Source organism: Aeromonas sp. DNRA1, assembly GCF_963888745.1.
GTDB lineage: Bacteria > Pseudomonadota > Gammaproteobacteria > Enterobacterales > Aeromonadaceae > Aeromonas > Aeromonas hydrophila.
In genome coordinates this window covers 423556-450360 of the sequence record NZ_CAWPKQ010000005.1, presented here as the reverse complement: position 1 = coordinate 450360, position 26805 = coordinate 423556, and the positions used below count along the sequence as shown (strand labels likewise).

Genomic DNA, 26805 nt, shown 5'->3' with positions numbered 1-26805 from the left:
TCTTCAATTTAAGTTTGGTTGCCTGTTAAGGCGGCTCAATGAATTGCTGAATTAACTGCTGCAACTAAAAGTTGCTTTGGTCACTTCATCAGACATTGATATCAAAAATTGTTTTTGATGCTCGATGCTGTGAGTGCCCACACAGATTGCTTGATTCAAATTGTTAAAGAGCGACGCAGCTTTTGCTGCTGCGGGAGTGGCATTCTACTCAACCGCCTTCTCGAGTCAAGCCTTATTTTCAAGGACTTTTCGAGGCTATCGACTCGGTTGTTTGCGTTGCCGCTTGCCGTGTCGATGGGGCGCATTATAGAGAGATTGATCACGCTGGCAAGGGGGCGAATGCAATAAAATTGCAAAAAAGCGCACTTTTTTAGTTATTCATATCCAAGCACAGCTTTTATACAAACTTATCCACAGATAGCGAGCAAAACAGGGAGATCCGAGTCTGCTTTTACCCTGTTTTCCATCCCCCCGCTTGAGCCAGCGCTCACGTTGACTTCCTATATAGGTATAACTTCAGCCAACCCGGCTTCTTTTACCCAGCGCGAGATCAGCTCATCAGCCGACCAGTCACGGCAACCAGAGACATTCTGGCCGGCCCAGAGCGGCGAGCACCCAGTGTCTCCCTGCTGTTCGGCCGCACTGCGCAGCGGTGCCAGGGCGCCACTGGCATGAGGAAATGCAGGCACATCTTCGGACAGTGGCCCCAATTCTCGCATCAGGCGATTGACGATGCCGCGAGCCGGGCGACCACTGAACAGGTTGGTCAGCGCCGTGTGTCGCCCTGCCGGCGAGAGCAGTGCCGTCCGGTGCAGGGCCGAGGTGGTCGCTTCATGGCAACAGAGAAAGGCGGTGCCCAGCTGTACGGCGCTGGCCCCCAACGCCAGTGCGGCGCGAATGCCGGCGCCATCGACAATGCCGCCAGCGGCGATGACCGGCAGCCTCACCACCTCTACTATCTGTGGCAACAGGCTAAAGGTGCCCTGCTGCAGACTGAGATCGTCTTCGAGGAAATGGCCGCGATGGCCGCCGGCCTCCAGCCCCTGGGCGATGATAGCATCGGCACCATGGGCGGCGAGCCAGCGGGCTTCAGCGATCGTGGTAGCGCTGGCCAATACCTTGGCCCCGCTGGCTTTCACCCTGGCCAGCAACTCGGGCTCGGGCAGTCCGAAATGAAAACTGACCACGGCCGGTTTGAACTCGGCTACCATGGCGGCATGCTCGGCATTGAACGGTGCCCGACTGGGAACCGCCGTGCCGACCGTATCACGCACGCCGTATTCGTCATAGTAAGGCGCCAGCCGCTGCAACCAGCGGGCCTGGGCGGCGGGATCCGGCGCCTCCTGCCGGTGGCAGAAGAAGTTGATGTTGAATGGCCCCCCGCTCGCCGCCAGCCGGGTCAGCTCTTCGCGCAAGGTGGCCAGGTTCAGCATGGCTGCAGGCAATGAGCCCAGCGCGCCGGCCCGAGTCACGGCCAGTGCCAGTGCGCTGTCCTGCACTCCGGCCATGGGGGCCTGAATGATGGGGTAGCGCAGCCCCAGTTCGGCAAACAGCGTCATGATGTCGCCTCTCGCGGCTCCGTAGATACGCCACCGACCTGGCTGCGTGCCAGGGCGATGGCCCCATCGATGGCCGCCCGGGCCTGCGGGCTGCTCTGCCAGCAGGTCGAGCCCAGCATGCTGGCCACCAGCTGCACGATATGGCCGGTGTCGGCCTCGGCCAATTGCGCCAGATTGTAGTAGCCAAGCTGTTCAAGCCGCCCGATGACGGTGGGCCCCACCCCTTTCACGCCGAGCAACAGTGCCCGTTCCTCGCCCGAAAATCCTTGCTTGCTCTTCATTGTTCAGACTCCTTTCCCATACCCTGATTGCACATCAGGCCCGCGAGGGGCCTGATGAAGATAAGTGGTCAACGTACGCTGCGCAGCAGGAAGTCCGGCTGACCGCAGGAGCGCAACTCGCGCTTTTGCATCTCGTTGGAACAGGTGACGGCTGCTGTCCCCTCCTTGTTGATGCAGATGTAGACCTCCCGCAGGAAGCGCCCACCGTCAGCGCAGGCCACCGTGATGTTGTCCGGTGCCAGCCAGTCGTTGACACTGGCCAGATCCGCCTTGAGCTGGAAACGGCTCTTGCGCAGCGGCTCGGCGGGAGACTGATAGGCCGCCGGGATCTTCACTTTCTGGCGCAGGTTGCTGGCCAGCTGATGAAAGTCGCGCTGGCTCAAGCCAGAGCAGGTACCGTGCTTCTCCCACTCATGGCGATAGAGAAAACGGCTGGGATAGAGCCCGGCAAATTGCTGCTCCATCGCCGGATCCAGCCGCTCGCGGCTACAGCTGCTCGGATAGCCGCGCTGATGCTGGGGCCAGAGCCCGTGCAGCACGAATCCCAGCTGGCGGGAACATTGGTCCCGGTCTGCCGGCTTGATGGCGCAATGCTCCGGTGACCAGGAGAGCGCCATGGCGTAATAGTCAAATTCACCGGCCTCCCCTTTGGCCTGCACGGCAGAGGAGAACCAGGGGGCCAGCAGCATGCCGAGCACCACAACAATCTTCTTCATCTTGGATATCCAGGGTTATGCACATAATGTCGAGCGGGCCGTTTCGCCCTCGAGAGCGGCCATGCTCCCATATTTTGCCCAGAGGGAACACCCTGCCGGGGCACCGGCCCATGTCGGGGTCAGACCAGTAAAGGGTTTCCCCTCCCGGCACCGAGGCGTAAGCTGACTCTCCGGCGGGCCCGCACGTCCGGCCTGTTTCCCGTCCGCTTTCCTCTTCAACAGGATGTAACATGATCCGCAAGAATCCCTCCGGCCATCTGCCGGTCATCGACGAGTCAGCCTATATCGACAAGACAGCCATCATCTGTGGCAAGGTGATCATCAAGGAGAACGTGTTTGTCGGCCCCTATGCGGTGATCCGCGCCGACGAGGTGGATGCCAGCGGCGACATGGAGCCCATCGTCATCGGCGCCAACTCCAACATTCAGGACGGGGTCGTCATCCACTCCAAGTCCGGCGCCGCCGTCACCATCGGCGAGTACACCTCCATCGCCCACCGCAGCATAGTCCACGGGCCGTGTGAAGTGGGCAACCGGGTGTTCATCGGCTTCAACAGCGTGCTGTTCAACTGCCACATCGGTGACGGTGCCGTGGTGCGCCACAACTCGGTGGTGGACGGCTGCGATCTGCCGCCGGAGTTCTACGTCCCCTCCACCACTCGCATCAACCAGCAGAGCGATCTGGACCACATCCCGCGAGTCTCGGTGGATGCCGCCGAGTTCTCCGAGGACGTAGCCCACACCAACATCGATCTGGTCAAGGGGTACAAGGCGCTCTCCAACGAGTTCTGAGTCCCGCGGTTGCCAGGATCCACAACGGGCGCCGAGGCGCCCGTTGTCACGACTGTAAAGAGGGTGAAAAGGGAGCGTAAAAGCCGTTGAGCTAGCGGCCCGCCTGGCGTTTCATGGGCCATCTTCCCTGGATGGAGTCATCCCCATGTCACGTTGCCCCCTCGCCCTCACCCTGCTGCTTGCCAGCCTGTCGGCTCAGGCCTGCGAGCTGCCACCCCCGCCAGCCAGTCGCCCCGACGTGCGCCCGCCGGCGTTGCCCGCTCCCCTCTATCACGCCAGCAAGCTGGGCCAGGATCCTCAGGCCACGGCCCAGGCGCTGTTCAAGAACATTCCGCCGGCCGAAGCCGACAAACGCTATGAAGTGGTTATCAGCGTGCGCGAGCTGCCACCCCAGCCCATTAGGCTCCAACCCACCACCGCCCCGCTCAAAGGGCAGTAAACCCCACAGCTGGACCAGCAATGAAAAGGGCGCCGCAGCGCCCTTGTCGTTGATGAAAGCCCCTGCTTAGGAGCACTTCTTCAGGCTGATATGCCAGTTGGCGCCGGATTGCACCTGATGCTTGGCGGCGAAGCTGTCCATGTTCAGCGCCACCGACACCTGCAGCAGGCTGTTGAGGTAGACCAGCGGCTGGCCTTCCGGCACATCGCCAAAGCTGCTGACATAGGGGGCCTTGCCCTCGTACTTCAGCGCATCCCCTTCGCTGATCTTGATGCAGGCGTTGTCGCCCTTGTTGATCCCCGCCTTGGTCAGCAGGCTGTCGTCGATGTTGGTCCAGACGTTGCCGTATTGCACATCCAGGATCGGAATGGTGCCTTTGAGGGTGCCATCCTGCTCGGCCACTGCCGGCTGATAGGGGATCTTCACCACCTCGGCAGGCAGTTTCGGGCCCACCTGCTCGTAGCTGATGGCGCCGGAGGCGAGCCGGGCACCGGTGTAGGCATAGACGTCGCGGCCGTGGAAGGTGTAGGACTTCTCGGAGCCCTTGAGGCGGTTGGTCTTCTCGTCAATCTGGCGCACCGTGTCGATGCCGAAGTGTTCGGCTACCAGGGTCAGGGTGCCGTTGTCCGGACTGACGATGTAGTGGCCGCTCTTGGTCTTGAGCACCACCGACTTGCGATCGGTGCCGACACCCGGATCCACCACGCTGACGAACACAGTGCCCTTGGGCCAGTACTGCAGAGTCTGATAGAGGCGATAGGAGGCTTCCCAGATGTTGTAGGCCGGGATCTCGTGGGTCAGGTCATAGAGCGGCAGGGTGCGGTCCACCCCGAAGGCGACCCCCTTCATGGCCGAGACGGCACCATCCTTGAGACCGAAGTCGGTCTGGATCACCAGTGCCTCGTTGGCGGTGGCAAGGCCGCTGGCCAGCAACAGGGCGAGCGCAAGTGCACGGGGGGCGGTACGAATATCCATATCTGAACTCCTGAAGGTAACGACGAAACAACCATCTAGACATCCAGAATGCCATCACTGTCACATATTGCAAGCCGTATTCCCCGGATGGGGGCGCCGAAAGCCCTCGCCAGCAGGTCGCGGCGGGTGTATGGATAGGGCTGAGTCGCGACCGCCACAAGGAGATCCCATGACCCGCAACCAGACCGCCATCCTGCTCAGCCTGGGGGAGCACAGCAGCCAGCTGCAGCTGACCCGGGCCGACGGCACCCACTTCACCCGCGACTTGGGCTTCGGCCTCGAGGCCATGACACCGGGCCCGTTTCGCCGGGATCCGCCGAGCGTGCTGGAGCTGGAGCAGGCCATCATGGTGGTGGAGGACGTGCTGATGCCGCTGGCCGCCGAGGTACCGCCCCATGAGGTGGTGACCCTGCAGGCGCCGCTGCCGCTGGCCGAGGTGCTCGGCAGTCGTGAATTGAGCCGGGAGAGCCTGGAACAGCTGTTCAGCCAGTTGGCCGCCATGGTGGAGGGTGACCCGCTGGCCGCCGCCAACCTGCCCAAGACCCGGCGCTTTGCCGCCGCCCTGTTGATCCTGCGCGAATGGATGCACCATCTGTCGGCCGAGCGAGTAGTGCTGGCCGACTGAGTCACACTAGCCTGCCCAAGACCCGGCGCTTTGCCACCGCCCTGCTGATCCTGCGCGAGTGGATGCACCATCTGTCGGCCGAGCGAGTCGTGCTGGCCGACTGAGTCACATCAACCAGCCCAAGACCCGGCGCTTTGCCGCCGCCCTGCTGATCCTGCGCGAGTGGATGCAATATTTGTCGGCCGAGCAGGTGGTGCTGGCCGCCTGAGTCATGCTAGCCGGCAGCCGGCTCGAAGCGGGTGCGCCAGGTCGCCCAGGCCAGCCCCAGGCTGATCAGCACGCTGCCGACGGTGAGCAGATCCACCGCCGCCTGCACGCCGGCCCCGTCGCTGACCCAGCCCAGCAGCACCGGCACCCAGTTCGCCACATAGGCGATCACGTAGAAGAGCGACACCAGCCGGGCGTGGCTGGCAGCTGGCGCGATGCGGTTGACCAAGGTCGCACTGCCGACGAACACCGCGCCCTGGGCGTAACCGGCCACCAGCAAGCCGAGCACCGCCAGCCACCACGACTGGGCATGCACGGCGCCGGCAAACAGCAGCATGCAGAGCGCCAGCGCCAGGGCACCGCTTTGCAGGGTGTGACGGGCATCGAGCCGGCGGGCCCAGAGCTGGCACAGGCCGGAGAGCACCATGTAGGCCGCGATGAGATAGCCGAACAGGCCGAGATCCCACAGCCCCAGCAACTGACTCGCCACCTTGGGACCGATGGCCAGCAGGCTGGCCGCCACCGCCCAGGCGGTAAACAGCGCCAGTGCACAAATAAAGAAGGCCGCCCCGGTGGCCTTGAGCCCCTCCCCCAGCGATCCCCTGCCCTGCTGCGTTGCCGCAGCCGGCGCCCCTTGCGCGCGGGCGGGCCAGCTCAACGCCACCCCCACCATGGCGCAGGCCGCCAGCCCCATGATGAGCAGGAAGGGCAGTTGGGTCGGATAGCACTCCAGCTGCAACGCCAACCCGCTGAACACCGGGCCTAGCGCCAGCCCGGCGGTGAAGGAGAGGGTCGCGCTGAGGGCGGCCCGCTTGCCGCCATCGCGCGGACCGAAGCGCAGCAGGGCCACATTGGCGGCGCCGGTCAGGGCGCCGGTGCCGATCCCGGCCAGCACCCGCGCCAGCAATAGCGACCAGAAGGAGTCCGCGAGAGAGAACAGCAGGGCGCCCCCCAGTACCGCCAGCAGAGCTGGCAGGATCATGGCGCGCAGATCGCTCACCCGGCCCGCCAGATTGCCCACCCCGAACAGGGAGATCAGCACCCCGCCCGCATAGCCGCCGTAGATGAGGGTGAGGCTGACATCGCTCAGGGCCAGCGCCTGCTGATAGTGGGGATAAAGGGGGGTGGGCACGCTGCTGTTGAGCAGCGCCGACATCAGCGCCAGCGGCAGAAACAGCAGGATGGCGCGATGGGAGGTAGCCGCCGCAGAGGGGGCGGCGGCGCAAAGAGATGATGACATGCAAGGCTCCGATGAGGCGGGCAAGGCCGCTGACGAGAGGCGCCATGATAGCGCCCGCCGCGGCCACTCGACAGCGACACAAATGCATCAGCCTGCTTCAATAATGCATGTCAGTGGTATCTATCTGCATGTCGACAAGGACACTCTCGCCTTGTGATCGCGCCAGCACTGGCTTCTAATGGGCACGCCCCGCCGGGGCACTTTGAGTGGGAGGCTCGATGATCAACTGGGACGACGCGCGGTTTTTTCTGGCATTGGCACGGCAGGGTACCCTGCGCGGTGCCGCCGGTGTACTGGGGGTCGATCAGGCCACCGTGGGGCGCCGCATCACGGCGCTGGAGCAGAACCTCGGCTCCAAGCTCTTTATCCGCACCCCCAAGCTCTATGATCTCAGCCCCCTCGGCGAGGCCATGCTGGCGGATGCCAGCGCCATGGAGCAGGCCATCAAGGCCATCGAACGCAAGGCGAGCGCCGGCGATCAGAGCCTGTGCGGCGAGGTGCGCATCGCCACCACCGACACCCTGGCCCAGGCCTTCGTGCTGCCCGCCCTCACCCTGCTGCGCGAGCGCCACCCCGGCATCCGGCTCAGCCTGCAGACCGCGGTGAACGTCAGCGACATCGCCTACCGGGAGGCCGACCTCGCCATCCGCGGGCTGCGCCCGGACAACGACGAGCTGGTGATCAAGCGCCTCACCACCATAGAGATGGGGCTCTATGCCTCCCGCGACTATCTGGCCCGCCACGGCACGCCCAAAAGCGGCCACGCTCTCAGCCAGCACGCCCTGCTGCTGTTTGCCAGGGAGCTGGTCTCCCGCCACTGGCACAGCCTGTGCGGGGAGCCGCTGCACGAGCCCAACGTGGTGCTGCAGTGCAACGCCCAGCTGCTGTTGCTGGCGGCGGCTCGCCAGGGGCTCGGCATCGCCCTGCTCTCCACCTTTCTGGCAGACAAGGAGCCGGAACTGGTGCGCGTGCTACCCACCCTGTGTGATCCGGTCGACATCTGGCTGGTGCTCCACCCCGACCTGCAAAAAGCCAGCCGGGTGCGCGCCGTGGTGGATGCGCTGGAGGAGGTGTTTCAGCCCCTGCTACAGACCCGGCCCCTCACCACATCCCGTCAAACGTACAGGGATTGAGCCGACATGCTCAACGGCATCCTCCACAGCCCTGCTCACCGACATACCAGACCCGATAAGGCTCGCCGTCACTGAACACACAAGAGGGCACAGTGCCCTCTTGTTTTCTTCACCACGCCTTTCCCTGCCTGCCATCGAATGCCGCATCATCGTCTATCGTTCTGATATTGTTGGTTCATCTTTGCGCATGCCGGATGAGGTTCCATCAGCTTCATCTGGTGATGCCCGGCAAAATCAGTTACAAAAATGATCTCTGTCGCCACGGGAGCGTTCATCGCATGGCTGGATCACTGAGGCATATCGTCCCCCGCTCGTGGCTGAATCGGTTGGGGTTGCTTGGCCTGGCGATAGCGGGATTGGGGCTGGTATCCAACTACACCTACCTCCGTATCCGGCACGACATGCAGCTCATCACCGCCAAGCAGCCCAACCTGTTCGAGGTGTTCTATCAGCGGGCCCGCATCCTGGCGCCAGAGAAACTGGCAGCCTTCATCGACAACAGCAGCATCAAGATGCCCATCTTCAACGAGAGCGGGGATGCGGCGACCTATGCCTATGGCTATGATCTCCCTACCCTGAAGCGTCTGGCGGTCATTCCCGTGTTGCCCCCGGCCAACCAGATGCTCCTGGCCTACCAGTACGTCATCTCCAACCCCGAGGTCCTCAACCTCTACGCCTTCTATGACGATCGCCGCCTGCTCGGCATGGTCGCCAACCAGCGGATGCTGCCGAGCCAGTTGCTACCGGTCAACACCAACCTCAATGACATCGAGCCCTGGACCCACTATTTCGGCTGCGCCTTCTTCGCCTCCACCCATGTTCCTTGCAGCACGGATGAGGCCTGGGTCTCAGGTCTCTATATCGATACCTTCACTGGATTGCAGGCCATCACCCTCTACTTCCCCTTCGTCTATTACGAGCCAGCCATCAAGGACTACCGCTATGGGCTCATGGGCATCGACATCGCCGTCGACCGGGCGTTCAAGGAGGTGCTGCAGCCCTTCCAGAACCTCAATCCCACTCGAGCCATCCTCTCCTTCGAAGAAGTCGAGCCCTGCCGCCCGTTCCACCTCTGCCTGAGCACGCCACTGATGCGCACCAAGGCGGGCAGCGACCTCTATCTCAAGTGGTCATACAGCTACGGCGATTTTGCCCGGGCCGTGCTCTATGGGCCGGCCTTCAAGATCTATCTCATCGCCCTGCTGCTGCTGATGCTGACGGGGCGAAGCATTATCACTCGAGTACGCACTCAGGCACAGACCGACGCACTGACCCGGCTGCCGCGCCGTGACATCCTCAATCAGGCCCTGCTGCGAGAACATGACTACCTGATGATCCTCGACATCGACAACTTCAAATCCGTCAACGACACCCATGGGCACGGGGTGGGTGACCAGGCTCTCGTCGCCTTCGCCAATCACCTCAAGACCAATATCCGCAGGGGAGATGTCGCCATTCGCTGGGGTGGAGAAGAGTTCATCGTGCTGTTCAAGGGGATGGACGATGACAAAATGATGCATCACTCCGCCGCCCGTCTGCTGGAGCGGCCATTGCGCATCCCCGAGCTGCCCGCTCCCATCACCTTCTCCGCCGGGGTGACCCGCATTCGCGATTACCTGACGGTGACCGAGGCAGTGCAACTGGCCGACGATCTGCTCTACCACGTCAAACAACACGGCAAGCGCAATATCGCCTATTACCAGGGGCAGACCATCTGCTTTGTCCGCGATCCGGGCGCCGATTAGGCTCCCTGAGCGCCCCTGCTTCTGCCGGCCTTCCTCTATCTGTTACCATGCCGGCCATCAAGACTGTTTCCAGCGCGGCGTGGCCGCGCTCATCCCGACGGGTACCCTTATGTCCATTGCCTCCTTCGCCGACCTGGCACTCTCTCCCCGCTTGCAGCAGACCCTGACCGAGCTTGGCTACGCCGCACCGACCCCGGTGCAGGCCAGCGCCATTCCCGTCATTCTGGCGGGGCGCGATCTGATGGCGGGCGCCCAGACCGGCACCGGCAAGACCGCCGCCTTCGTGCTGCCGCTGCTGGAGCTGTTGCTGCAAAACCCGACGAACGATGCCCGCCCCATCCGCGCCCTGGTGCTGGTGCCGACCCGCGAACTGGCGGCACAGGTACATGAGAGTGTCACGCGCTACGCCAAGGGCACCGACCTCACCAGCACGCTGGTCTACGGCGGGGTGAGTATCGCGGCGCAGGTGGAGGCGCTGAAAGCCGGGGTGGATGTCCTGATCGCCACCCCGGGCCGGCTGCTCGACCATCTGCGGCAGGGGGCCTTGAGTCTGGCGGCACTGCGCCATCTGGTGTTTGACGAGGCGGATCGCATGCTCGACATGGGCTTTATGGACGAGATCAAGGCGCTGCTCAAACAGATCCCGGCGGATCGCCAGACCCTGCTCTTCTCCGCCACCTGCGACGACAACCTGTTTGCCTTGAGCAAAGTGCTGCTGCGCGACCCGGCGCTTATCGAGGTGGCGCCGCGCAACACCACGGCAGCCGAGGTGGAGCAGCGGGTTTATACCGTGGACAGCGATCGCAAGCTGGCGCTGGTCGAACACATGCTGAAAGTGAAAGGCTGGGCACCGGCCCTGATCTTCAGCCGCACCCGCCAAGGGGCTGACCAGCTGGCCCAGCAGCTCGGCAAGGCCGGCATCAACGCGCTGGCTTTCCACGGTGACCTGTCACAAGGGGCGCGGGAGAAGGTGCTGCTGGAGTTTCGCGCCGGCACCCTGCAGGCGCTGGTCGCCACCGACGTGGCGGCCCGCGGCCTCGATATCACGGATCTCAACTACGTGATCAATATGGAATTCCCGTTTGTGGCAGAGGATTACGTGCACCGCATCGGCCGCACCGGTCGCGCCGGCAACAAGGGGCTCGCCATCACCCTGTTCAGCCCGGAAGATGCGCCGCTGTTGGAGAAGGTGGAAGCGGTGCTCGACACCCGTTTGCCCCAGCAGTGGTTCCCGGCCTTTGAGCCGGATCTGACCCGCTTCGAGCCCGAGCCACGCCGCAGCAGCAAGGCAGCCCAGAAGCAGCGTGCCCGAAAGCAGGCTCTGGCTGGCAACAAGGGTGGCAAGGGCCGACGCTAAGCCGCCCCGGCACCGCCATAAAAAAACGCCCAGTCGGGCGTTTTTTGTTATCCGATACACACCTGCTCCACTCCTAAGGCGCAGCCGCCAGTTCCGGCGGCAGGGCCCGCAGGATGCGCTGCTCGGCCAGGGTGGAGAGCACGAACATCACCAGATAACCGAGGCCCAGCGCAACGATAATGGCCACCACGTTGGTGGTGAAGCGGGCCACCAGGTAGTAGGCCGCCACCAGTGCCACTATGCCCACCGCCCGGATCAGCAGGCTCTGGGTAAAGTGGCCGTGGGCCTTGATGTAGGCGAGCTGGTAGCCGTTGAGCATCATGAAGATGAAGAAGAGGGAGAAATGCAGCAGCACCGGCACGGCCCCCAGATAATCAGCCGGGAACAGCAGCGACACCAGCGGCTTGCCCGCCAGCAGCATCACCAGGAAGAACACCAGGCTGACGATGACGCTGAGGCGGAAGATCCAGCGCCGGATCAGGCGGATCTGGCGGTGATCGCCGCTGCGCAGATTGACCGCCAGCTCAGGCAGCACGAAACGGTAGATGGGGAAGACGAACAGGGTGGTCATGTAGGTGAAGATGGGACGCACCACCACCTGAAAATCCCCCAGCTCGTCGAGGCTGAAGTGACGAATGGTGAGCAGTACCGTGATGTAGATCATCAGGATGCTGGCCCCCGCCTCCAGCGAGGCGGTAAAACTCTTCTTCACATAACTGCGCATCTCGGGGCCAAGCTCGACCTTGGCCAGCGGCCGGGTGGCGATGGCCCGACGCCGGTGCAGATACATGTAGCCGGCGATGGCGAGCGAGGAGAAGGTCAGCCCGTAGAAGAGCGAAGGGAGCGCAGCCATCCCGAGCCCGAAATAGCAGGCCATAAACAGCAGGCCATTGGCCAGCGGTTCCAGCCAGGTGACCCGGTTGGAGATCCCGTACATCCGGTACATGGCCACCAGATTGGTGAAGTAGACCTTGAGCCCCAGCCCGAAGATGACCCCTACCAGTTGCAGATATTCGGCCCGGATATGGAGCCCGTGCTTGATGTAGGGGATCACCAGCCCCCAGGTGAGCAGTACCATGCCAATGAGGAAGTAGCGGAAGATATTGATGATGTCCCGATCGTTTTTGGTCTGGGAGTAGCTCACCACCATGGAGGAGCGAAAGCCGGTCATCAGGATCAAGGAGAGGGAGATCAAATCCACCACGCTGTTGAACAGCGCCAGATCCCCCTTGGCCACCCACTGCGCCAGCCACACCTTGAAGGCGAAGCCGATGATGATGCTGGCAAGGGACGCCCACATGCCGGTGATAAAAGCCTGCTTGAGGCGGCCAAGTGAATCGGGTTGTTCGTCTTGAATGGCGTGCATCACGAAAGGCCCGCTAACTGCGTGAAGAGAGGCCCATCTTATGAAAGGGGGGCGCCCTTGAACAGCCCGAAACAGGGGGCAAGGACATCCCCCTGCCAGCAACGCCCGGCCAGGCGTCTCTTTTATCGTGCATCCAGCGCGTCATTCGGCTGCCGCCGCGCCGGCTTATGACTGGGGCGCGGCCTTGATCAGCGCCTCGTATTGATCGATAAGCTCGGGGCCGTGCAGCGGCGAGTCGTGACCGCCCACCACCGTCTTGATCGGCAGCTTCATCGCCTTGAGCCGCTCGATGGTCTGTGGATAGGCCTTCACATTGGCAAAGCTCAGGTTGCCCAGCTTCTCCTTGAGGATGCAGTTGCCATAGAGCACCTGCTCGTCGGGGAAGTAGACAAAGATACCGTCCGGCGTGTGGGCCGGGCCCGCGTAGAAGGCGCGCAGCTTGCCCTCTTGCAGGGTGAAGTCGCCATCGTGCACCACGTTCGGCAGCACCAGCGGCAAGTCCGGGTACTCCGGCAGCCCCTTGCGGGTAAAGGAGACAATCTCGGCCCAGTCGCTCTTCATCAGATCCCGGGTCTGACGGGTCGATACCACCTTGGCGCCGATGGACTTCCAGTAGGCGTTACCGCCTGCCCGGTCGGTGTGGTAGTTGGTGTTGATCACCTCCAGCACCGGCTTGCGGCTGACCCGTTTGATCAGCTTGTGCAGCTCGCGGGCGGTATCCGGCGTCCAGGTCGCCCCCACCACCGTCACTCCCTTGGCCCCGAAATAGACCATGGAATTTTCCTGCACGTAGTAGTTGTCCTCCACCACATAGACGGGGCCGCTCACCTGTGTCAGCGACATCCCCGCCGCCCGCACGCTGCCACCCCAGAAACTCGCCATCAGCACCAGGGCCCCGGCCAATCCGCACTTTATCCAACCTTTCATCATCTTGCTCCCTCGAACCAACCGGCCCCTCGCCCCCCCTGTGACAAGCCGGGCCCATTTATCAGTGGGCAGAAAATACGGGGTATTTGTGAGGGGAAAATGAGGTTGTGTGAAGAGAAGGTGAAGTCTGGGGGAAGTCAGGGGGAAGTCAGAAAAAATCAGGGGGAATCGGCGACGAGCCACGACCAATATGGCGATCGACGGTACGGGAAGTGGAGAGAGGTAAAGGCTCAAAACGAAACGACAACACAGATAGCAGTCCCTCACCCTAGCCCTCTCCCGAGGGAGAGGGGATGGCACATGCCAATTCCAAACTCCCATCCCCACCCGTACCTCGCACGTAAAGCACAATCAGCGGAGCCTATTTTCCCCCTTCTCCCCTTGCGGGAGAAGGGCCGGGGATGAGGGGAGGTAACAATAGCCCCATCATGTAGGGTCGATTAGCGCAGCGTAATCGTCCGTTTACCTCGAATATCCTGATAGCAAGAGAAGCAGGAAACCCTGAACATCAGCGTCACCTCACCCCCCTTACTTTCGCGATCGTCCGAATACGCTTCGCTATTCTAACCGACAGCCCTCTTGCCCTAACCCCAACAATACCTCATTATGGCTACAACGCTCATTTGAATATCGATACAGGAGTATTGTTAATGTACAGACATCAAATATTTCTGGAAAAGCTAGGTGTCATATCAAAACTTTCTGATTCTATTATTAGTTGAATTTTTCAATAGAAATAATATTTAGCTGTTCCTTAGAGGGTGCAGAAGTTACTTAGGTAGACTGGACAGATTAATTACTGAAAAGCTAAGACTGGCTCTTAATTTATATATCTAATGCTGAATGGATTAGTTTTATGCAAACAGAAAACCCATACAAAAATAACATTTGCCTAAAAATAGACTTTCAAAAAAACTCTGAAAAGCCTCAGCGTGTTTTTGACTCGATGAGCCTGCTAATTAGTAGCGTTGAAGAGTTTCACGAAAGTGTCTTGCAAGCTGTAGATACAGAAATTCGACCATTTCTCCTACTATCTGATATTAATGAAGGGTCCATAAAATCATGGCTCACTATCAACATAGATGGTGACATACCAAACGAAAAACAAAGTAAATTCATTGATTTCATGAACTATTGCACAGAACGACTAATCGACTTCATAAAAGACAAAGATACTATAAAAAATGTAGATGAATTAGACCCTCTTATAGATGAACTTCATTGGAAGGCCGATGAACTTAATTTGGAAGAGTTTCCAAATGTCTTCGACCTTAATAGATATAGATTGTTAAAAGCTTATACTTCCATCAGTGATGCATCAGAAAAATTAAATGCCAAAGATAATATATATGTTTTAACAAATGAGCACACTGTAAAGCTAAATAAGATGTTTAAACTTACAAAAGATGACATCGACCTATTAATAGTGGATTCAACTAGAAGTAATATAACAAAAGAAACGCTGATTATTAAAAAAGCCGACTTTATTGGCAATTCCATGTGGGATTTCATTAAGGGAAAAACAAAAATATCAGCTAAGATGCGTGTTCCTGAATGGTTAACTGAATTTCATAATCGGAAAGTATTAGTGGCACCCGGAGATGGTTTGTTATGTGACTTAGTTACCATTGTTTTCTATGACAAATATGATAAACCAATAGAGACAAAGTATGAAGTCATCAAAGTACATAACCCTGTAGAAATGCGTTTTTATAAGCAGGGGAACTTTGACTATGAAGAATAACGTCTACTCAAATGCAAGAATAACATTGCTCTCTGAGTATTTGTTTATACTTTTGCCATTTATTGTTATTGGGATGGTAAAATTATACAAATCAAGCATGGGGGATTTTTTTGCTGCCGCAGACTGGAGCTTTGCATCAGCTATTTTATTTGGTCAGGCAATAGTAAAAATTGTTAGCGCCGGCGTAATCAACAAAAACTCTGCATCACCTAAAATAGTCTTGATAGTTACACTGCTTTTTATCATGGGAGTTTCCCCATGCTTAATTCTTATTGCTATCATTTTATTAAACGATGCCAACTCAATTTATATTATGGCTATCCAAGTCATTCTGTACATTGTTGCAACATCAATATTCTTTTGGATTGGTTCCGCTGCACATGTAATGATCGATGAAGTAGTTTATCAGAAGAAAGAAAACCCACCCGCATAACGGATGGGTTTGCTTTTCTTATTGCCGGTAAATCCTAAGAAATTTAACTCACAACACAAATCAAACCAACGGCGGTGTCCGTGGCGGCACCATACGCTTGCTGCCGGTGGACTCGAAGGCCGAGGCGAAGCGCAGCAGGTTGTTGTCGTCATAGGCGCGACCGGCGAAGGTCAGGCCCACCGGCATACCGATATCGGCCATCACGCCCATGGGGACGGTGACGGTCGGCACGCCGAGGTGGCGAATGGCGAGGTTGCCGTTGGCAACCCAGATGCCGTTGCTCCAGGCGATATCGGCGGAGGCCGGATTCACATCCGCATCAGCCGGGGCGACGTCGGCGACGGTCGGGAACAGCACGGCGTCGAGCTTGAGCCCGTCCATCCAGTCCTCCAGATCCAGCTTGCGAGTCTTCTCCAACCCGCGCAGGCCGTCCGGCACTGTGGGGATCTCGTCAAAGCGCTTGAGGCCGCGCTTGGCCATATTGACGTACTCGTCCATGCCCGCCGCCAGATCGCCCTCGCGGTTCGGCAGGGTGCCCGGATCGTGGGGGAAGATCTTCGGCCCATCGACATCGGCCAGCTTGTTCAACTTGGGATCGCCGTTGGCGCGCAGGAAGTCGTCGAACGCCCAGCCGGAAAGCTCCCACAGCTCGTCGTTGAGAAACTCCGGGCTCACGATGCCGCGATTGAACACGGTCGGCGCGCCGGGTCGGTCCCCTTCGCAGTTGGAGACCAGCGGGAAGTCCACTTCGATGACTTCGGCGCCAGCAGCTTCCAGCGCCTTGCGCGCATCTTCCCAGAGGGCGATCACGGTCTCGCGGGTATGGATGCGCTGACCGGTCGGGCCGCCGATGCCGGGGTTTTCGCTGGTGCCGGCCAGTTCATCCTTGTTGATAAACATGCGCGGCACGCCGAGGCGCTTGCCCTTGAGGGCATCGGGCTTGGCAGCCAGATCCAGATAGGAAGCCGGACGCACTTCAGAGGCCTTGGGCAGCTGCACCCAAGGTTGCAGGCGCCACAGATCGCCACGGGTATCGGCATCGTCGGCGACCACTACATCGAGCACTTCCAAGAGGTCATTCATGGTGCGGGCATAGGGCACCACCACATCCATGGTCGGAGTCAGCGGCCAGTTGCCGCGCACCGAGATGACGCCACGGGACGGGGTGTAGGCGCAGAGACCGTTGTTGGAAGCAGGGCCACGGCCGCTCGACCAAGTCTCTTCCGCCAGACCAAAGGCGGAGAAGCTGGCGGCGGTGGCGGTACCGGCGCCGTTGGAGGAGCCGGAGGCAAACGGTGCGGTCAGGTAGTCGGCGTTGTAGGGGCTCTCGGCACGGCCATAGACGCCGCGCTGCATGCCGCCATTGGCCATCGGCGGCATATTGGTTTTGCCAAGGCAGATGGCACCGGCGGCGCGCAGGCGCTCAACGGTAAAGGCATCGCGCTGGGCCACCAGATCCTTGAAGGCCGGGCTGCCGGAGGCGGCGGTCAGCCCCTTGACCAGATAGCTGTCTTTGGCGGTGTAGGGGATGCCGTCGAGCGGGCTCAGGGTCTCGCCACGGGCGCGGCGGGCATCGGAAGCCTCGGCCTCTTTCAGCGCATCGGGATTGGCGACCACCACGGCATTGAGTTTGGTGGCAGTCTCGGGGCCGTTGTAGGCCTCGATCCGGGCCAGATAGGCCTTGACCAGTTCGACCGCTGTGGTGCGGCCTGCTTCGAGCGCACCGCGTAACTCGGCAATGGAAACCTCGGTCACTTCGATCATTTGGATCTCCTGTAAAGGGTGACGGTGTGCGATATCGGCTAACGCAGCAATATCGCAGCGAATCGCTTCAGGGTGGTCGCAGCCGCTACAACTCCCGACCCCCGTATATCAAGAGACAAAACCCCACGATGTGGGGTTTTGTCGAGTTAGTCGAGCCTGCTGCTTATTTCCCAGAAGGGATTTGCTGGGTAATGCAGTGGATATTGCCACCGCCCAGCAGGATCTCGCGGGCCGGCACGCCGACCACAGTGTGCTCCGGGAAGATCTCTTCCAGAATGCGCTGGGCTTCGCCATCGGTGGCGGCATCCAGCAGCGGGTAGACGATGCGATCGTTGGTGATGAGGAAGTTCACATAGGAACCGGCCAGACGGCCTTCTGCCTCACGCGGCACACCGGTACCGCTCTCGACGCCGGCAGACTCCTCTTCAGTGCAGAACAGCGGGCCCGGCTGGGGCAGCTTCCACACTTTCAGCTTGCGACCCTTGGCATCGACCGCCGCTTCCAGCACCTTGAGGGCGGCCACGGAGCGGGCGTACTGGGGATCGTTCTGGTCATCAGTCCAGTGCAGGGCCACTTCACCCGGACGCACGAAGCAGCACATGTTGTCGATGTGGCCATCGGTTTCATCCATGTAGACGCCTTCGTCCAGCCAGATAAAGCTGGTGACGCCCAGATAGTCGCGCAGGTAAGCTTCGATCTGCTCTTTGGTCAGGTGCGGGTTGCGGTTTTCGTTGAGCAGGCACTCGGCGGTGGTCAGGCAGGTGCCTTCGCCGTCGACGTGGATGGAGCCCCCTTCCAGAATGAGCGGCGCATCGTAACGATCCATGCCGTGCTGTGCCAGCATCTGGGCCGCCACTTGCTCGTCTTGATCCCAGGGGTAGTAGAGACCGCCCTTGTGGCCGCCCCAGGCGTTGAAGCCCCAATCCACCCCACGGCACTCGCCGGCTGCGTTGGTGACGATGGTCGGGCCGCTGTCGCGGGCCCAGCAGTCATCGCTGTTCATCTCGACCAGGGTGACGTGGCTGGGCATGATGGCGCGGGCCTGCTCCATAAACTGGGCCGGCACCCCCATAAAGACCGGGGTGGCTTGCCCAATGGCATCCGCCACCTTGGCAAAGGTGGCTTGCGCGAAGCGACCGGCCTCACGCCAGTTGTCCGGGCGAAACGGCCAGATCATCCAGACGGCCTGCTGGTGTGCCCACTCGGCGGGCATGGTGAAGCCGTCAGCGGCCGGCGTGGTGTTCATGGTCTTGATGCTCATCGCAAGGCTCCTTGCATGGATTGAGACCCCGCAGGCGTGAAAACGCGGCGCGGGGATCCTGGAAAAATAACAGTGGTCGCAGTGTAAGAAGTTGCGCTCACATCCATCAAATGAATAGGATGGATTGTCCCATAAGCCTGGCAAATAATCTTGATGAAACTGCACCAGCTCGACCTCAACCTGCTGCTCGCCTTTGACGCCCTGATGGCGCAGGGCAGCGTCACCCGCGCCGCCGAAACGCTCTTTATCAGCCAGCCCGCCATGAGCCACTCCCTTAACCGGCTGCGCACCTTCTTTGGCGATCCGCTCTTGGTGCGTACCCCGCAAGGAATGCTGCCGACCCCGCGCGCCCAGCGGCTGCATCTGGGGGTACAGCAGGCGCTGCGACTGCTGGAGCAGCAGCTCAGCGACGAGGAGGTGTTCGAACCGAGCCAGTCGAAACGCCGCTTCGTGCTCTGCACCACGGATTACGTGGAGTGCGTGCTGATCCCGCCGCTTATCCAGCGCCTCAGACGGCTGGCGCCGGGGGTCACCATCGAGATCCGCATCCTGCGCGACACCCTGCCCGAAGCCGAGCTGGCGAGCGGCGAGATAGACCTGGTGCTGGGCTTTGACGAATACATGCAGGTGCCGGGGTATCTCGGCAAGGAGACCTGGCTCACCGAGCCGCTGGCCGGACTGGTGCGCGCCGATCTGCCGATGGCCGCCCCGGCGATCGCAGAGAGTGGGGATGACCCGGCGCTGCAGGGCGAGCGCATCAGCTTGGCGCAACTTATCGAAATGCCCCACGTGTTCCATTCGCCACTTGGCACCTCGGAGGCTAGCCTGGATCGCTATCTGAAGACGCTGGGGTTCAGTCGCACCATCTCGGTCAACAGCCAGAGCTATATGTCCGCCGCCGCCATCGTCAGCCAGAGCGATCATCTGCTGGTGCTGCCCAGCATGGTGGCCGAGCTGCTCGCCAGCCACTGGCCGCTGAAAAGCCTGCCGCTGCCCGAAGATGTGCCGGATTATCACCTCAACTGTGTCTGGCATCCGGTGCATGCGCAGCAACCCGCCCTGATCTGGCTGAAAGACCTGATGAAGGAGTTGGTCAGTCCGGCGTAAACCCGCTGCGTCTGGCATACCAAAGCAGCATGCGCAGCAACCGGCCCTGGTATGGCTCAAGAATCTAATGAAAGAGCTGGTGACTCCTGAATAACCCGACGGCGTGTGCCCCCCTCATCCCCAACCCTTCTCCCGCAAGGGGAGAAGGGAGCAGATCTGCGCCACTGGCAGCATCGCAAACAACCTGTCTGCTAGGGCGAAATACATCCCACCAGCACATCGACCTGTCGATTCATCAGTTCATCAGTTCATCAGTTCATCAGTTCATCAGTTCACGATGGCCCCGAGATGACCAACAAGATGACAACTGTTACTCGATCTGTCCCCTCTCCCTCTGGGAGAGGGCCAGGGTGAGGGGAAGCAACCCACTCAGTCACCAGACCGGGGAATGGCTATATCTAATAGGGTCAAATAGCTCTGGATAGGCACCATGAGAACCCATCCGTTTGCCAAGCGCATGAGGCGAGAAGCCACCCTTGCCGAACAGAAGCTGTGGCTGCAATTGCGCGACCGCCGTCTGGCCGGGGTGAAATTCCGTCGCCAGATGCCCATCGGGCCCTACATTGTCGATTTCATCTCTCTTGAGCAGAGGCTGATCATCGAGGTAGACGGGTCACAGCACAACGAACCGGCAGGGCGGCAATATGATGGAGCAAGAACGGCCTACCTCAATCAGCAAGGCTTTCGGGTGATCAGGGTGTGGAATAACGATGTGTTGAGTCGGATGGATGTCGTACTGGCCCATATTTGGCTCTCATTGCGCTGAGCAGAGTCCTCCCCCCTCATCCCCAACCCTTCTCCCGCAAGGGGAGAAGGGAGCAAACAACCCGGTGGCGTGTGGCATCCCCAGAAACAACCATGACTCCCACAAGGGGAGAAGGGAGCGAACAACTTGGCGGCGTGTGACCTCCCCAGAAACAACCATGGCTCCCGCGGGAGCCATGGTTGTTTCTGGGGGGCGCATTATGCCCGCAGGGCCGTCATCAACTGGATGACCACGCCGCCCAGCAGGGCGGGATCGGGGCGGCACTGGGCGAAGGTGACCAGGCCCTGGATGTTGATGAGCAGGAAGGCGGTCAGGGTCGGAATGTCGCGCCCGGCCGCCAGCTCGCCGCGCTCGAGGGCCAGCGTCAGCACCGCCGCCAGATCCGCATCCAGCTCGCCATAGATGGCCTTGAGCTTCAGGTGCAGCTCTTCGTCCTGCTCTGCCAGCTCCATCAGGGTGCGGGTCACCAGACAGGTGCCGCAGAGGGCGTCGTTCACCACCTGCTCGAGGTAGGCCTGCACCCCCGCCAGCGGGCTAGCGGCGGCGAAGAAGCTGCGCCGCAGGGTGCTCTTCTCCTGCACATAGTGGTCAACCGCCGCCAGCAGCAGGCCGCGCTTGTTGCCAAACGCCGCGTAGAGGCTGCCCGGATGCAACCCGGTCGCCGCCACCAGCTCCTGCATGGTGGTCTTGGCGTAACCCTTGGCCCGAAATGCCTCCATGGCATTTCGCAAGACGTCGTCCCGGTTGAACTCGGCGCTGCGCATGGTTTCTCCGTTGAAAAAGCGGATTCACCGGCCAGGGGCCGGCGGGGGGAAATAAGAGGGCGGCAAGTTTACCCCAGCGGGACGGCAACACCAACCCATGTTGAATGCTCGTTCAAAAAAGACTTGCACACAAAACAAAAAACGTCTTGAATGCACGTTCAAGAATCACTCCCTCAGGACAGACGATCATGAATACCCTGTTTCAGCCCTATCGCCTCAACGACACCCTCACCCTGGCCAACCGTTTCATGATGGCTCCCCTCACCCGCTGCATGGCAGGCCCGGGCCTGGTGCCGACCGAGCAGATGGCCGCCTATTACGCGCGCCGCGCCGACATCGGCCTCATCATCTCCGAAGCCACCATCATCCGGCCGGACGGACAGGGCTACCCCAATACCCCGGGGCTCTACAGCGCCGAGCAGATCGCCGGCTGGAAGAAAGTGACCAGCGCCGTGCATGCCAACGGCGGCAAGATCTTCGCCCAGCTGTGGCACGTGGGTCGTCTCTCCCACCCCTTCTTCCACCACGCCGAAGTGCTGGCCCCCTCTGCCGTCGCCCATGAGGGCACTGTGCCCCGCATGCGCGAGCTGGTCTATCAGGTGCCGCGCGCCCTGACCGAGAGCGAAATCGCCCAGCTGGTCGAGGATTACGCCCAGGCCGCCGCCAACGCCATCGAAGCGGGCTTTGACGGGGTGGAGATCCACGGTGCCAACGGCTACCTCATCGATCAGTTCTTGCACCACGCCAGCAACCTGCGCACCGACAACTACGGCGGCAGCCCCGAGAACATGAGCCGCTTCGCACTGGAGGTGGTGGATGCCATCAATGCCCGCATCGGCGGGGATCGGGTGGGCCTGCGCCTCTCCCCCGGTGCCTATGTACACCTTGAAGGGGATGCGCGGGATCGCGCCGTGTTCGACCACCTGCTGGCCGAGCTGAACCAGCGCAACCTGGCCTATGTGCATCTGGGCATCTTCGATGACAGCCTCACCTTCGACTACCTGGACGGCCGCGCCTCCGACTACCTGCGCGCCCGCTACGACGGTCATCTGGTGGGGGTGGGCAACTACAGCGCCGAGACCGCAGCCGAGGCCATCAAGGCCGACCGCTTCGACCTCGTCGCCATCGGTCGCCCGCTTATCGCCAACCCGGATTACCTTGCCAAAGTGAAACAGGGCGACGCCCTGGTGCCCTATGCCGACACCATGCTGGCCGAGCTGGTCTAACGCTCGCCGGCGCCTTGCCTGACCAAGGATGGGATCCGCGCCCTCGCGCGGGTTTCCAATGTTTGGGCCCCCTCCCGGGCCCTTTTTTGTACCCGCTTGTCATGTCCGCCGTTTCCCAACCCTCGCCAGTGCAATAAAAAAGTTGCTAGTAACAACTAGTTGGCTATATTGGTTGTTGACGACAACCAAATAGGAAGCCCTGATATGGATCCCCGCCCCCTGCGCGCCCTGTCGCGCGATCTGGTTCGCGAACTCGGCATGCTCTCCCAACAGTGCGGCGAACTGGCGCTCAGCCCGCTCGAAGCCCATCTGCTGATCGAGCTGGAGAGCGGCCCCGCCACCAACCAGCAACTGGCCGAACGGCTGCGCATCGACAAGTCCAACGCCAGCCGCCCGCTGGCCCGCCTGGCCGAGCGCGAGCTCATCAGCTGGCACCCCCATCCGTCCGATGGCCGCAGCAAGGAGGCGCGCCTCACCATCGCCGGCCAGGCCCAGCTGCTGGATCTGCATCAGGAGATGGACAGCGCCATGGAGGAGACCCTGGCCCAGCTCACCCTCGCCGAGCGCGAGCAGCTGTGGACCGGCCTGCGCCTCTATCGCAGCGCCCTCTCCCGCGCCCGTCGCCAGCAGGGTTACCGCATTCGCCCGATCCGGGCGGCCGACAACGGCCAGATTGCCGCCGTGATCCGCGCCGTCTCCGCCGAATACGGGCTCACCGCCGACAAGGGCTACGGGGTGGCCGACCCCAATCTGGATCGGCTGCATGAGACCTATCAGGGCGCGCAGAGCCGCTACTGGGTGATCGAGGGGCCGGACGGCGCCATTCTCGGCGGAGGCGGCATAGCGCCGCTGGCGGGGGAAGAGGGGCAAGTCTGCGAGCTGCAAAAGATGTACTTCATGCCCTCCCTGCGCGGGCTGGGGCTGGGACGCCGGCTGGTGCTGCAGGCGCTGGACGAGGCGCGCGCACTCGGGTATCAGCGCTGCTACCTGGAGACCACCGCCGTGCTGCGCGAGGCCACCGCGCTCTACGAATCCCTGGGCTTCGAACACCTGCCGGGCCCGCTCGGCAGCACCGGGCACGATGCCTGCGAGATCTGCATGGTGTTGGCGCTTGGTGTCGACGATGGTCAGCGACCGGCCTGAGTGATCAGCTCAGGATAAAAGGGCGGCAGCGATGCCGCCCTTTTGTTTGGCTGCCGCTCAGAGCTGGGCGGCGGGCGGCACGAAACGCAGCGCAACCCCGAGCCGGTTCCAGCTGTTGATGGTGGCCACCGTCACCGACAGCTGCACTATCTGGGCCTCGCTGAAGTGCTCGCGCAGCTCGCCATAGAGTGCGTCGGGCACACCGTCCGGCGGCAGCCGGGTCAGGCTTTCGGTCCAGGCCAGGGCCGCCCGCTCCGGGGCGCTGAACACGGTGGCATCGCGCCAGGCCGCCAGCTGATCCAGCTTGGCCTGTCCCACCCCGCTGCGACGGGCGATGTTCAGGTGATACTGCAGGCAGAAGCTGCAACCGTTGAGCTGGGAGGCGCGCAGCTTCACCAGCTCGCTCAGGTTCTTGTCGAGGCCAGCCTCGTCCACCGCCTTGCCGGCGGCGATCAGGGCGTCGTGAGCCGCCGGCAGCAGCTGGCGAAAGTCGGGGTAATCGATGCGGGTGCTCATTCTGGTGTTCTCCTTGGGCATGATTTAATATCAGGGCACGAACAACATATCAGCACCCTGACATGATAAACAAGCCCCCCTTGAGTACAGAGTTGCCCATCCCCCTGCCCGCCCCCGGCGAGGGCAAGCGCGGCGAAGCGGGCCACCTCGGTTATCTGCTGCGCCAGGCCGCGGCCGCCCAGCGCCTGCGCATGGAGCGGGCGCTGGCGGACCTGCCCATCACGGCGCCCCAGTTTGCCCTGCTCACCATGCTGGATGCCTACCCCGGCAGCTCCAACGCCGAGCTCGCCCGCCTCACCCTGCTCACCCCCCAGACGGTGAGCCCCATGGTGACCAGCCTGGAGCGCATCGGCCTGCTGGCCCGCACCCCACACCTACAGCATGGCCGCATCCAGCAGCTCAGCCTGAGCCCGGCGGGCGCCGCGCTGCTGGCCGAGGCCAAGGCCAGGGTCACCCGGCTGGAGCAGGAGCTGGCCGCCCCGCTGGCCGAGGAGGAGTTGCGGCTGGTCAAACGCTGGTTGGCGAACCTCGCCAGCGGCATGGAGGGCGAGGCCTGACGCCAGCCGGCGTTAGCGGACGGGGTTTGCAGTCAGGCCAAGGCAGACAGGGGCGCCGGGCGCCTTTCAGGTGGGGAAGTAGAACCAGGCCGTCTTGATAAGGCCGACCTCCACTTCGAAGACCGCCATGCTCTCCAGCGGCTCGGGGGAGAGGCCATAGATCAACTCGTGATCAAACACCTTGTTGCCGATGACGGTTCTCGACAGCAGCTCGGCCCTGAGCTGCGGGTTATTGAATCTGTGCTCGGCATAGAAGGCTCTGAGCGCCCCCTTGCCCACAGTGCTCGGGCTCTCCGTCGGCATCCGGTATCCCTTGAACGCCTCGCAGAAGCAGGCTAGGAAGGCCTCGAGATCATGGGCGTTGTAAGCGTTAAATTGTGCCTCGACGGGCAGTTCGACCGACATGCATCACTCCCTGAATCATGTAACAGCCTCCTTTATAGGGGGCATTGCCCCCCTTGTCGACGGATGACGGCAGCTCAGCCCCCATCTGCGCCTTGATCGCCATGCAAAAAAAGACCCCGCCTGGGCGGGGTCTTTTTTTATCTTGTCTGCCTAGCGGGCAAGCCCTTATCAGTGCTCGCGGGTCTGGCGGAACTGGACGTCCGGGTGACGCTCCTGGGCCAGGCGCAGGTTGACCATGGTCGGCGCGATGTAGGTGAGGTTGTCACCGCCATCAAGTGCCAGGTTGACCTCGTTCTTGCGCTTGAACTCCTCGAACTTCTTGACGTCGGTCCCTTCCACCCAGCGGGCGGTGGAGACGTTGACCGCCTCGTACAACGCCTCGACGTTGTATTCGCTCTTGAGGCGCGATACCACCACGTCGAACTGCAGCACACCGACCGCACCAACGATCAGATCGTTGCTGATGAGCGGACGGAACACCTGCACCGCACCCTCTTCCGAGAGCTGCACCAGCCCCTTGAGCAGTTGCTTCTGCTTGAGCGGGTCGCGCAGGCGGATGCGGCGGAACAATTCCGGCGCGAAGTTCGGGATACCGGTGAACTTGAGATCTTCACCCTGGGTGAAGGTGTCGCCGATCTGGATGGTGCCGTGGTTGTGCAGACCGATGATGTCGCCAGCGAAGGCGTCTTCCGCCTGCTCGCGGTCACCGGCCATGAAGGTCACGGCGTCGGAGATGTTCACGTCCTTGCCGATGCGCACGTGGCGCATCTTCATGCCCTTGGAGTAGGTGCCTGACACGATGCGCATAAAGGCGATGCGGTCGCGGTGTTTCGGGTCCATGTTCGCCTGGATCTTGAACACGAAGCCGGAGAACTTCTCCTCGGTGGCGGCCACTTCACGGCTCTCGGCCTTGCGCGGCATGGGAGACGGAGCCCAGTCGGTCAGGCCGTCCAGCATGTGGTCAACACCGAAGTTGCCGAGTGCAGTACCGAAGAAGACCGGGGTCATCTCGCCGGCGATAAAGGCATCGTGATCGAACTCGGGAGAGGCACCCTGCACCAGCTCCAGCTCGCCACGCAATTGGGCCGCCAGATCTTCACCGATGGCGGCGTCCAGCTCGGGATTGTTCAACCCCTTGACCACCCGCTTCTCCTGGATGGTGTGGCCCTGACCGCTCTGATAGAGATAGGTCTCGTCCTTGTAGAGGTGGTAGACACCCTTGAAGGATTTGCCGCAGCCGATGGGCCAGGTGATGGGGGCGCACATGATGTTGAGCTCGCGCTCCACCTCGTCCATCACCTCCATCGGATCGCGCACTTCGCGGTCCAGCTTGTTCATGAAGGTGAGGATGGGGGTGTCGCGCAGCCGGGTCACTTCCATCAGCTTGCGGGTCCGGTCTTCAACACCCTTGGCGGCGTCGATGACCATCAGACAGCAGTCGACCGCGGTCAGGGTACGGTAGGTATCTTCGGAGAAGTCCTCGTGACCTGGGGTGTCGAGCAGGTTGACCAGACAATCGGCATAGGGGAACTGCATCACCGAGGTAGTGATGGAGATACCACGCTGCTTCTCCATCTCCATCCAGTCGGATTTGGCATGCTGGCCCGAGCCACGGCCCTTGACGGTACCGGCGCGCTGAATGGCCTGTCCGAACAGCAGGACTTTTTCGGTGATGGTGGTTTTACCCGCATCCGGGTGCGAGATGATCGCAAAAGTGCGTCTCTTGGAGACTTCACTCAGAAATTCAGCTGACATAAT

The 26805-nt window shown here is 61.2% G+C and carries 27 protein-coding genes; 14 read left to right on the top strand and 13 right to left on the bottom strand.

Translation table 11 applies throughout. The features are described 5' to 3' along the window. Positions 1–500 precede the first annotated feature (500 nt). From AACQ43_RS18075 to AACQ43_RS18065, 3 genes are all read right to left on the bottom strand, one after another. Positions 501–1559, bottom strand: coding sequence for an NAD(P)H-dependent flavin oxidoreductase (locus AACQ43_RS18075; RefSeq protein WP_168968078.1), 1059 nt, complete (start codon positions 1557–1559; stop codon positions 501–503). Beyond that, a complete protein-coding gene (locus tag AACQ43_RS18070) occupies positions 1556–1840 on the bottom strand; it encodes a helix-hairpin-helix domain-containing protein (RefSeq protein ID WP_168968077.1) in 285 nt (94 codons plus the stop codon). The genes AACQ43_RS18075 and AACQ43_RS18070 overlap by 4 nt, the downstream gene beginning before the upstream one ends. Before the next feature lie 68 nt (positions 1841–1908). Beyond that, positions 1909–2556, bottom strand: coding sequence for a ribonuclease T2 family protein (locus AACQ43_RS18065; protein ID WP_168968076.1), 648 nt, complete (start codon positions 2554–2556; stop codon positions 1909–1911). 230 nt (positions 2557–2786) lie between these two features. Here AACQ43_RS18065 and AACQ43_RS18060 point away from each other — a divergent pair, with 230 nt between their 5' ends. Both AACQ43_RS18060 and AACQ43_RS18055 read left to right on the top strand, forming a co-directional pair. Continuing rightward, entirely contained in the window at positions 2787–3347 is a 561-nt protein-coding gene (locus AACQ43_RS18060; RefSeq protein ID WP_005309014.1) for a carbonic anhydrase, read from the top strand. 145 nt (positions 3348–3492) lie between these two features. After that, positions 3493–3786: a hypothetical protein gene (locus AACQ43_RS18055; protein WP_168968075.1), complete on the top strand. Its 294-nt coding sequence runs from the start codon at positions 3493–3495 to the stop codon at positions 3784–3786. Positions 3787–3852: 66 nt separating this feature from the next. Here AACQ43_RS18055 and AACQ43_RS18050 read toward each other — a convergent pair whose 3' ends face one another. Beyond that, the gene (locus AACQ43_RS18050) at positions 3853–4761 is read right to left on the bottom strand and encodes an SAM hydrolase/SAM-dependent halogenase family protein (RefSeq protein ID WP_016349479.1); all 909 of its coding nucleotides are present in this window, start codon (positions 4759–4761) and stop codon (positions 3853–3855) included. Between the two features lie 169 nt (positions 4762–4930). Between AACQ43_RS18050 and AACQ43_RS18045 the strand changes: the two genes are divergently transcribed. Both AACQ43_RS18045 and AACQ43_RS18040 read left to right on the top strand, forming a co-directional pair. After that, the gene (locus AACQ43_RS18045; RefSeq protein ID WP_168968074.1) at positions 4931–5386 is read left to right on the top strand and encodes a hypothetical protein; all 456 of its coding nucleotides are present in this window, start codon (positions 4931–4933) and stop codon (positions 5384–5386) included. A 58-nt stretch (positions 5387–5444) separates the two neighbouring features. Next, positions 5445–5594, top strand: coding sequence for a hypothetical protein (locus AACQ43_RS18040; RefSeq protein WP_168967858.1), 150 nt, complete (start codon positions 5445–5447; stop codon positions 5592–5594). 6 nt (positions 5595–5600) lie between these two features. Here AACQ43_RS18040 and AACQ43_RS18035 read toward each other — a convergent pair whose 3' ends face one another. After that, positions 5601–6833, bottom strand: coding sequence for an MFS transporter (locus AACQ43_RS18035; RefSeq protein ID WP_168968073.1), 1233 nt, complete (start codon positions 6831–6833; stop codon positions 5601–5603). Between the two features lie 218 nt (positions 6834–7051). On the opposite strand from AACQ43_RS18035, the gene AACQ43_RS18030 reads away from it, so the two are divergent. The 3 genes from AACQ43_RS18030 to AACQ43_RS18020 all read left to right on the top strand — a co-directional run bounded on the left by AACQ43_RS18030 (position 7052) and on the right by AACQ43_RS18020 (position 11068). Beyond that, positions 7052–7966 (top strand): LysR family transcriptional regulator, encoded by a 915-nt coding sequence (locus tag AACQ43_RS18030; protein WP_168968072.1) that lies wholly within the window; start codon positions 7052–7054, stop codon positions 7964–7966. Positions 7967–8292: 326 nt separating this feature from the next. Next, positions 8293–9711: a GGDEF domain-containing protein gene (locus AACQ43_RS18025; protein WP_248281020.1), complete on the top strand. Its 1419-nt coding sequence runs from the start codon at positions 8293–8295 to the stop codon at positions 9709–9711. Positions 9712–9820: 109 nt separating this feature from the next. Further along, entirely contained in the window at positions 9821–11068 is a 1248-nt protein-coding gene (locus AACQ43_RS18020) for a DEAD/DEAH box helicase (protein WP_168968070.1), read from the top strand. A 73-nt stretch (positions 11069–11141) separates the two neighbouring features. On the opposite strand, the gene AACQ43_RS18015 is transcribed toward AACQ43_RS18020, so the two are convergent. Together AACQ43_RS18015 and cphA are read right to left on the bottom strand one after the other, a co-directional pair. After that, the gene (locus AACQ43_RS18015; RefSeq protein WP_168968069.1) at positions 11142–12434 is read right to left on the bottom strand and encodes a lipopolysaccharide biosynthesis protein; all 1293 of its coding nucleotides are present in this window, start codon (positions 12432–12434) and stop codon (positions 11142–11144) included. A 165-nt stretch (positions 12435–12599) separates the two neighbouring features. Then, positions 12600–13364: a CphA family subclass B2 metallo-beta-lactamase gene (gene cphA, locus AACQ43_RS18010; RefSeq protein ID WP_168968068.1), complete on the bottom strand. Its 765-nt coding sequence runs from the start codon at positions 13362–13364 to the stop codon at positions 12600–12602. Positions 13365–14217: 853 nt separating this feature from the next. On the opposite strand from cphA, the gene AACQ43_RS18005 reads away from it, so the two are divergent. Together AACQ43_RS18005 and AACQ43_RS18000 are read left to right on the top strand one after the other, a co-directional pair. Further along, entirely contained in the window at positions 14218–15105 is an 888-nt protein-coding gene (locus tag AACQ43_RS18005) for a hypothetical protein (RefSeq protein WP_168968067.1), read from the top strand. Next, the gene (locus AACQ43_RS18000; RefSeq protein WP_168968066.1) at positions 15095–15538 is read left to right on the top strand and encodes a hypothetical protein; all 444 of its coding nucleotides are present in this window, start codon (positions 15095–15097) and stop codon (positions 15536–15538) included. The genes AACQ43_RS18005 and AACQ43_RS18000 overlap by 11 nt, the downstream gene beginning before the upstream one ends. 60 nt (positions 15539–15598) lie before the next feature. Here the strand turns inward: AACQ43_RS18000 and AACQ43_RS17995 are convergent, their stop codons facing one another. After that, positions 15599–17302: an amidase gene (locus tag AACQ43_RS17995; protein WP_168968065.1), complete on the bottom strand. Its 1704-nt coding sequence runs from the start codon at positions 17300–17302 to the stop codon at positions 15599–15601. Positions 17303–17465: 163 nt separating this feature from the next. Beyond that, the gene (gene aguA, locus AACQ43_RS17990) at positions 17466–18563 is read right to left on the bottom strand and encodes an agmatine deiminase (RefSeq protein ID WP_168968064.1); all 1098 of its coding nucleotides are present in this window, start codon (positions 18561–18563) and stop codon (positions 17466–17468) included. Positions 18564–18716: 153 nt separating this feature from the next. Between aguA and AACQ43_RS17985 the strand changes: the two genes are divergently transcribed. Beyond that, the gene (locus tag AACQ43_RS17985; protein WP_168968090.1) at positions 18717–19670 is read left to right on the top strand and encodes a LysR family transcriptional regulator; all 954 of its coding nucleotides are present in this window, start codon (positions 18717–18719) and stop codon (positions 19668–19670) included. A 430-nt stretch (positions 19671–20100) separates the two neighbouring features. Further along, complete coding sequence (locus AACQ43_RS17980) at positions 20101–20436, top strand: endonuclease domain-containing protein (RefSeq protein ID WP_073348885.1); 336 nt, start codon at positions 20101–20103, stop codon at positions 20434–20436. A gap of 197 nt (positions 20437–20633) precedes the next feature. Here the strand turns inward: AACQ43_RS17980 and AACQ43_RS17975 are convergent, their stop codons facing one another. Then, on the bottom strand, positions 20634–21200 hold the full coding sequence (locus tag AACQ43_RS17975) for a TetR/AcrR family transcriptional regulator (RefSeq protein ID WP_168968063.1): 567 nt from the start codon (positions 21198–21200) through the stop codon (positions 20634–20636). Positions 21201–21388: 188 nt separating this feature from the next. Between AACQ43_RS17975 and AACQ43_RS17970 the strand changes: the two genes are divergently transcribed. Together AACQ43_RS17970 and AACQ43_RS17965 are read left to right on the top strand one after the other, a co-directional pair. Continuing rightward, a complete protein-coding gene (locus AACQ43_RS17970; RefSeq protein WP_016349467.1) occupies positions 21389–22426 on the top strand; it encodes an alkene reductase in 1038 nt (345 codons plus the stop codon). Between the two features lie 204 nt (positions 22427–22630). Further along, a complete protein-coding gene (locus AACQ43_RS17965) occupies positions 22631–23569 on the top strand; it encodes a bifunctional helix-turn-helix transcriptional regulator/GNAT family N-acetyltransferase (RefSeq protein ID WP_146061678.1) in 939 nt (312 codons plus the stop codon). Positions 23570–23626: 57 nt separating this feature from the next. Here AACQ43_RS17965 and AACQ43_RS17960 read toward each other — a convergent pair whose 3' ends face one another. After that, a complete protein-coding gene (locus AACQ43_RS17960) occupies positions 23627–24085 on the bottom strand; it encodes a carboxymuconolactone decarboxylase family protein (RefSeq protein ID WP_168968062.1) in 459 nt (152 codons plus the stop codon). Positions 24086–24165: 80 nt separating this feature from the next. On the opposite strand from AACQ43_RS17960, the gene AACQ43_RS17955 reads away from it, so the two are divergent. After that, on the top strand, positions 24166–24642 hold the full coding sequence (locus tag AACQ43_RS17955; RefSeq protein ID WP_248281018.1) for a MarR family winged helix-turn-helix transcriptional regulator: 477 nt from the start codon (positions 24166–24168) through the stop codon (positions 24640–24642). Positions 24643–24708: 66 nt separating this feature from the next. Here AACQ43_RS17955 and AACQ43_RS17950 read toward each other — a convergent pair whose 3' ends face one another. Both AACQ43_RS17950 and prfC read right to left on the bottom strand, forming a co-directional pair. Beyond that, positions 24709–25047, bottom strand: a complete 339-nt coding sequence (locus AACQ43_RS17950; protein ID WP_168968060.1) for a nuclear transport factor 2 family protein — start codon at positions 25045–25047, stop codon at positions 24709–24711. A gap of 168 nt (positions 25048–25215) precedes the next feature. Then, complete coding sequence (gene prfC, locus AACQ43_RS17945; protein WP_085946238.1) at positions 25216–26805, bottom strand: peptide chain release factor 3; 1590 nt, start codon at positions 26803–26805, stop codon at positions 25216–25218.

Excerpts from the sequence above, each read along its gene's own strand:
- AACQ43_RS18075 (WP_168968078.1), bottom strand. The coding sequence starts at position 1,559 with ATGACGCTGTTTGCCGAACTGGGGCTGCGCTACCCCATCATTCAGGCC.
- AACQ43_RS18070 (WP_168968077.1), bottom strand. The coding sequence starts at position 1,840 with ATGAAGAGCAAGCAAGGATTTTCGGGCGAGGAACGGGCACTGTTGCTC.
- AACQ43_RS18065 (WP_168968076.1), bottom strand. The coding sequence starts at position 2,556 with ATGAAGAAGATTGTTGTGGTGCTCGGCATGCTGCTGGCCCCCTGGTTC.
- AACQ43_RS18060 (WP_005309014.1), top strand. The coding sequence starts at position 2,787 with ATGATCCGCAAGAATCCCTCCGGCCATCTGCCGGTCATCGACGAGTCA.
- AACQ43_RS18055 (WP_168968075.1), top strand. The coding sequence starts at position 3,493 with ATGTCACGTTGCCCCCTCGCCCTCACCCTGCTGCTTGCCAGCCTGTCG.
- AACQ43_RS18050 (WP_016349479.1), bottom strand. The coding sequence starts at position 4,761 with ATGGATATTCGTACCGCCCCCCGTGCACTTGCGCTCGCCCTGTTGCTG.
- AACQ43_RS18045 (WP_168968074.1), top strand. The coding sequence starts at position 4,931 with ATGACCCGCAACCAGACCGCCATCCTGCTCAGCCTGGGGGAGCACAGC.
- AACQ43_RS18035 (WP_168968073.1), bottom strand. The coding sequence starts at position 6,833 with ATGTCATCATCTCTTTGCGCCGCCGCCCCCTCTGCGGCGGCTACCTCC.
- AACQ43_RS18030 (WP_168968072.1), top strand. The coding sequence starts at position 7,052 with ATGATCAACTGGGACGACGCGCGGTTTTTTCTGGCATTGGCACGGCAG.
- AACQ43_RS18020 (WP_168968070.1), top strand. The coding sequence starts at position 9,821 with ATGTCCATTGCCTCCTTCGCCGACCTGGCACTCTCTCCCCGCTTGCAG.
- AACQ43_RS18015 (WP_168968069.1), bottom strand. The coding sequence starts at position 12,434 with ATGCACGCCATTCAAGACGAACAACCCGATTCACTTGGCCGCCTCAAG.
- cphA (WP_168968068.1), bottom strand. The coding sequence starts at position 13,364 with ATGATGAAAGGTTGGATAAAGTGCGGATTGGCCGGGGCCCTGGTGCTG.
- AACQ43_RS18005 (WP_168968067.1), top strand. The coding sequence starts at position 14,218 with ATGCAAACAGAAAACCCATACAAAAATAACATTTGCCTAAAAATAGAC.
- AACQ43_RS18000 (WP_168968066.1), top strand. The coding sequence starts at position 15,095 with ATGAAGAATAACGTCTACTCAAATGCAAGAATAACATTGCTCTCTGAG.
- AACQ43_RS17995 (WP_168968065.1), bottom strand. The coding sequence starts at position 17,302 with ATGATCGAAGTGACCGAGGTTTCCATTGCCGAGTTACGCGGTGCGCTC.
- aguA (WP_168968064.1), bottom strand. The coding sequence starts at position 18,563 with ATGAGCATCAAGACCATGAACACCACGCCGGCCGCTGACGGCTTCACC.
- AACQ43_RS17985 (WP_168968090.1), top strand. The coding sequence starts at position 18,717 with ATGAAACTGCACCAGCTCGACCTCAACCTGCTGCTCGCCTTTGACGCC.
- AACQ43_RS17980 (WP_073348885.1), top strand. The coding sequence starts at position 20,101 with ATGAGAACCCATCCGTTTGCCAAGCGCATGAGGCGAGAAGCCACCCTT.
- AACQ43_RS17975 (WP_168968063.1), bottom strand. The coding sequence starts at position 21,200 with ATGCGCAGCGCCGAGTTCAACCGGGACGACGTCTTGCGAAATGCCATG.
- AACQ43_RS17970 (WP_016349467.1), top strand. The coding sequence starts at position 21,389 with ATGAATACCCTGTTTCAGCCCTATCGCCTCAACGACACCCTCACCCTG.
- AACQ43_RS17965 (WP_146061678.1), top strand. The coding sequence starts at position 22,631 with ATGGATCCCCGCCCCCTGCGCGCCCTGTCGCGCGATCTGGTTCGCGAA.
- AACQ43_RS17960 (WP_168968062.1), bottom strand. The coding sequence starts at position 24,085 with ATGAGCACCCGCATCGATTACCCCGACTTTCGCCAGCTGCTGCCGGCG.
- AACQ43_RS17950 (WP_168968060.1), bottom strand. The coding sequence starts at position 25,047 with ATGTCGGTCGAACTGCCCGTCGAGGCACAATTTAACGCTTACAACGCC.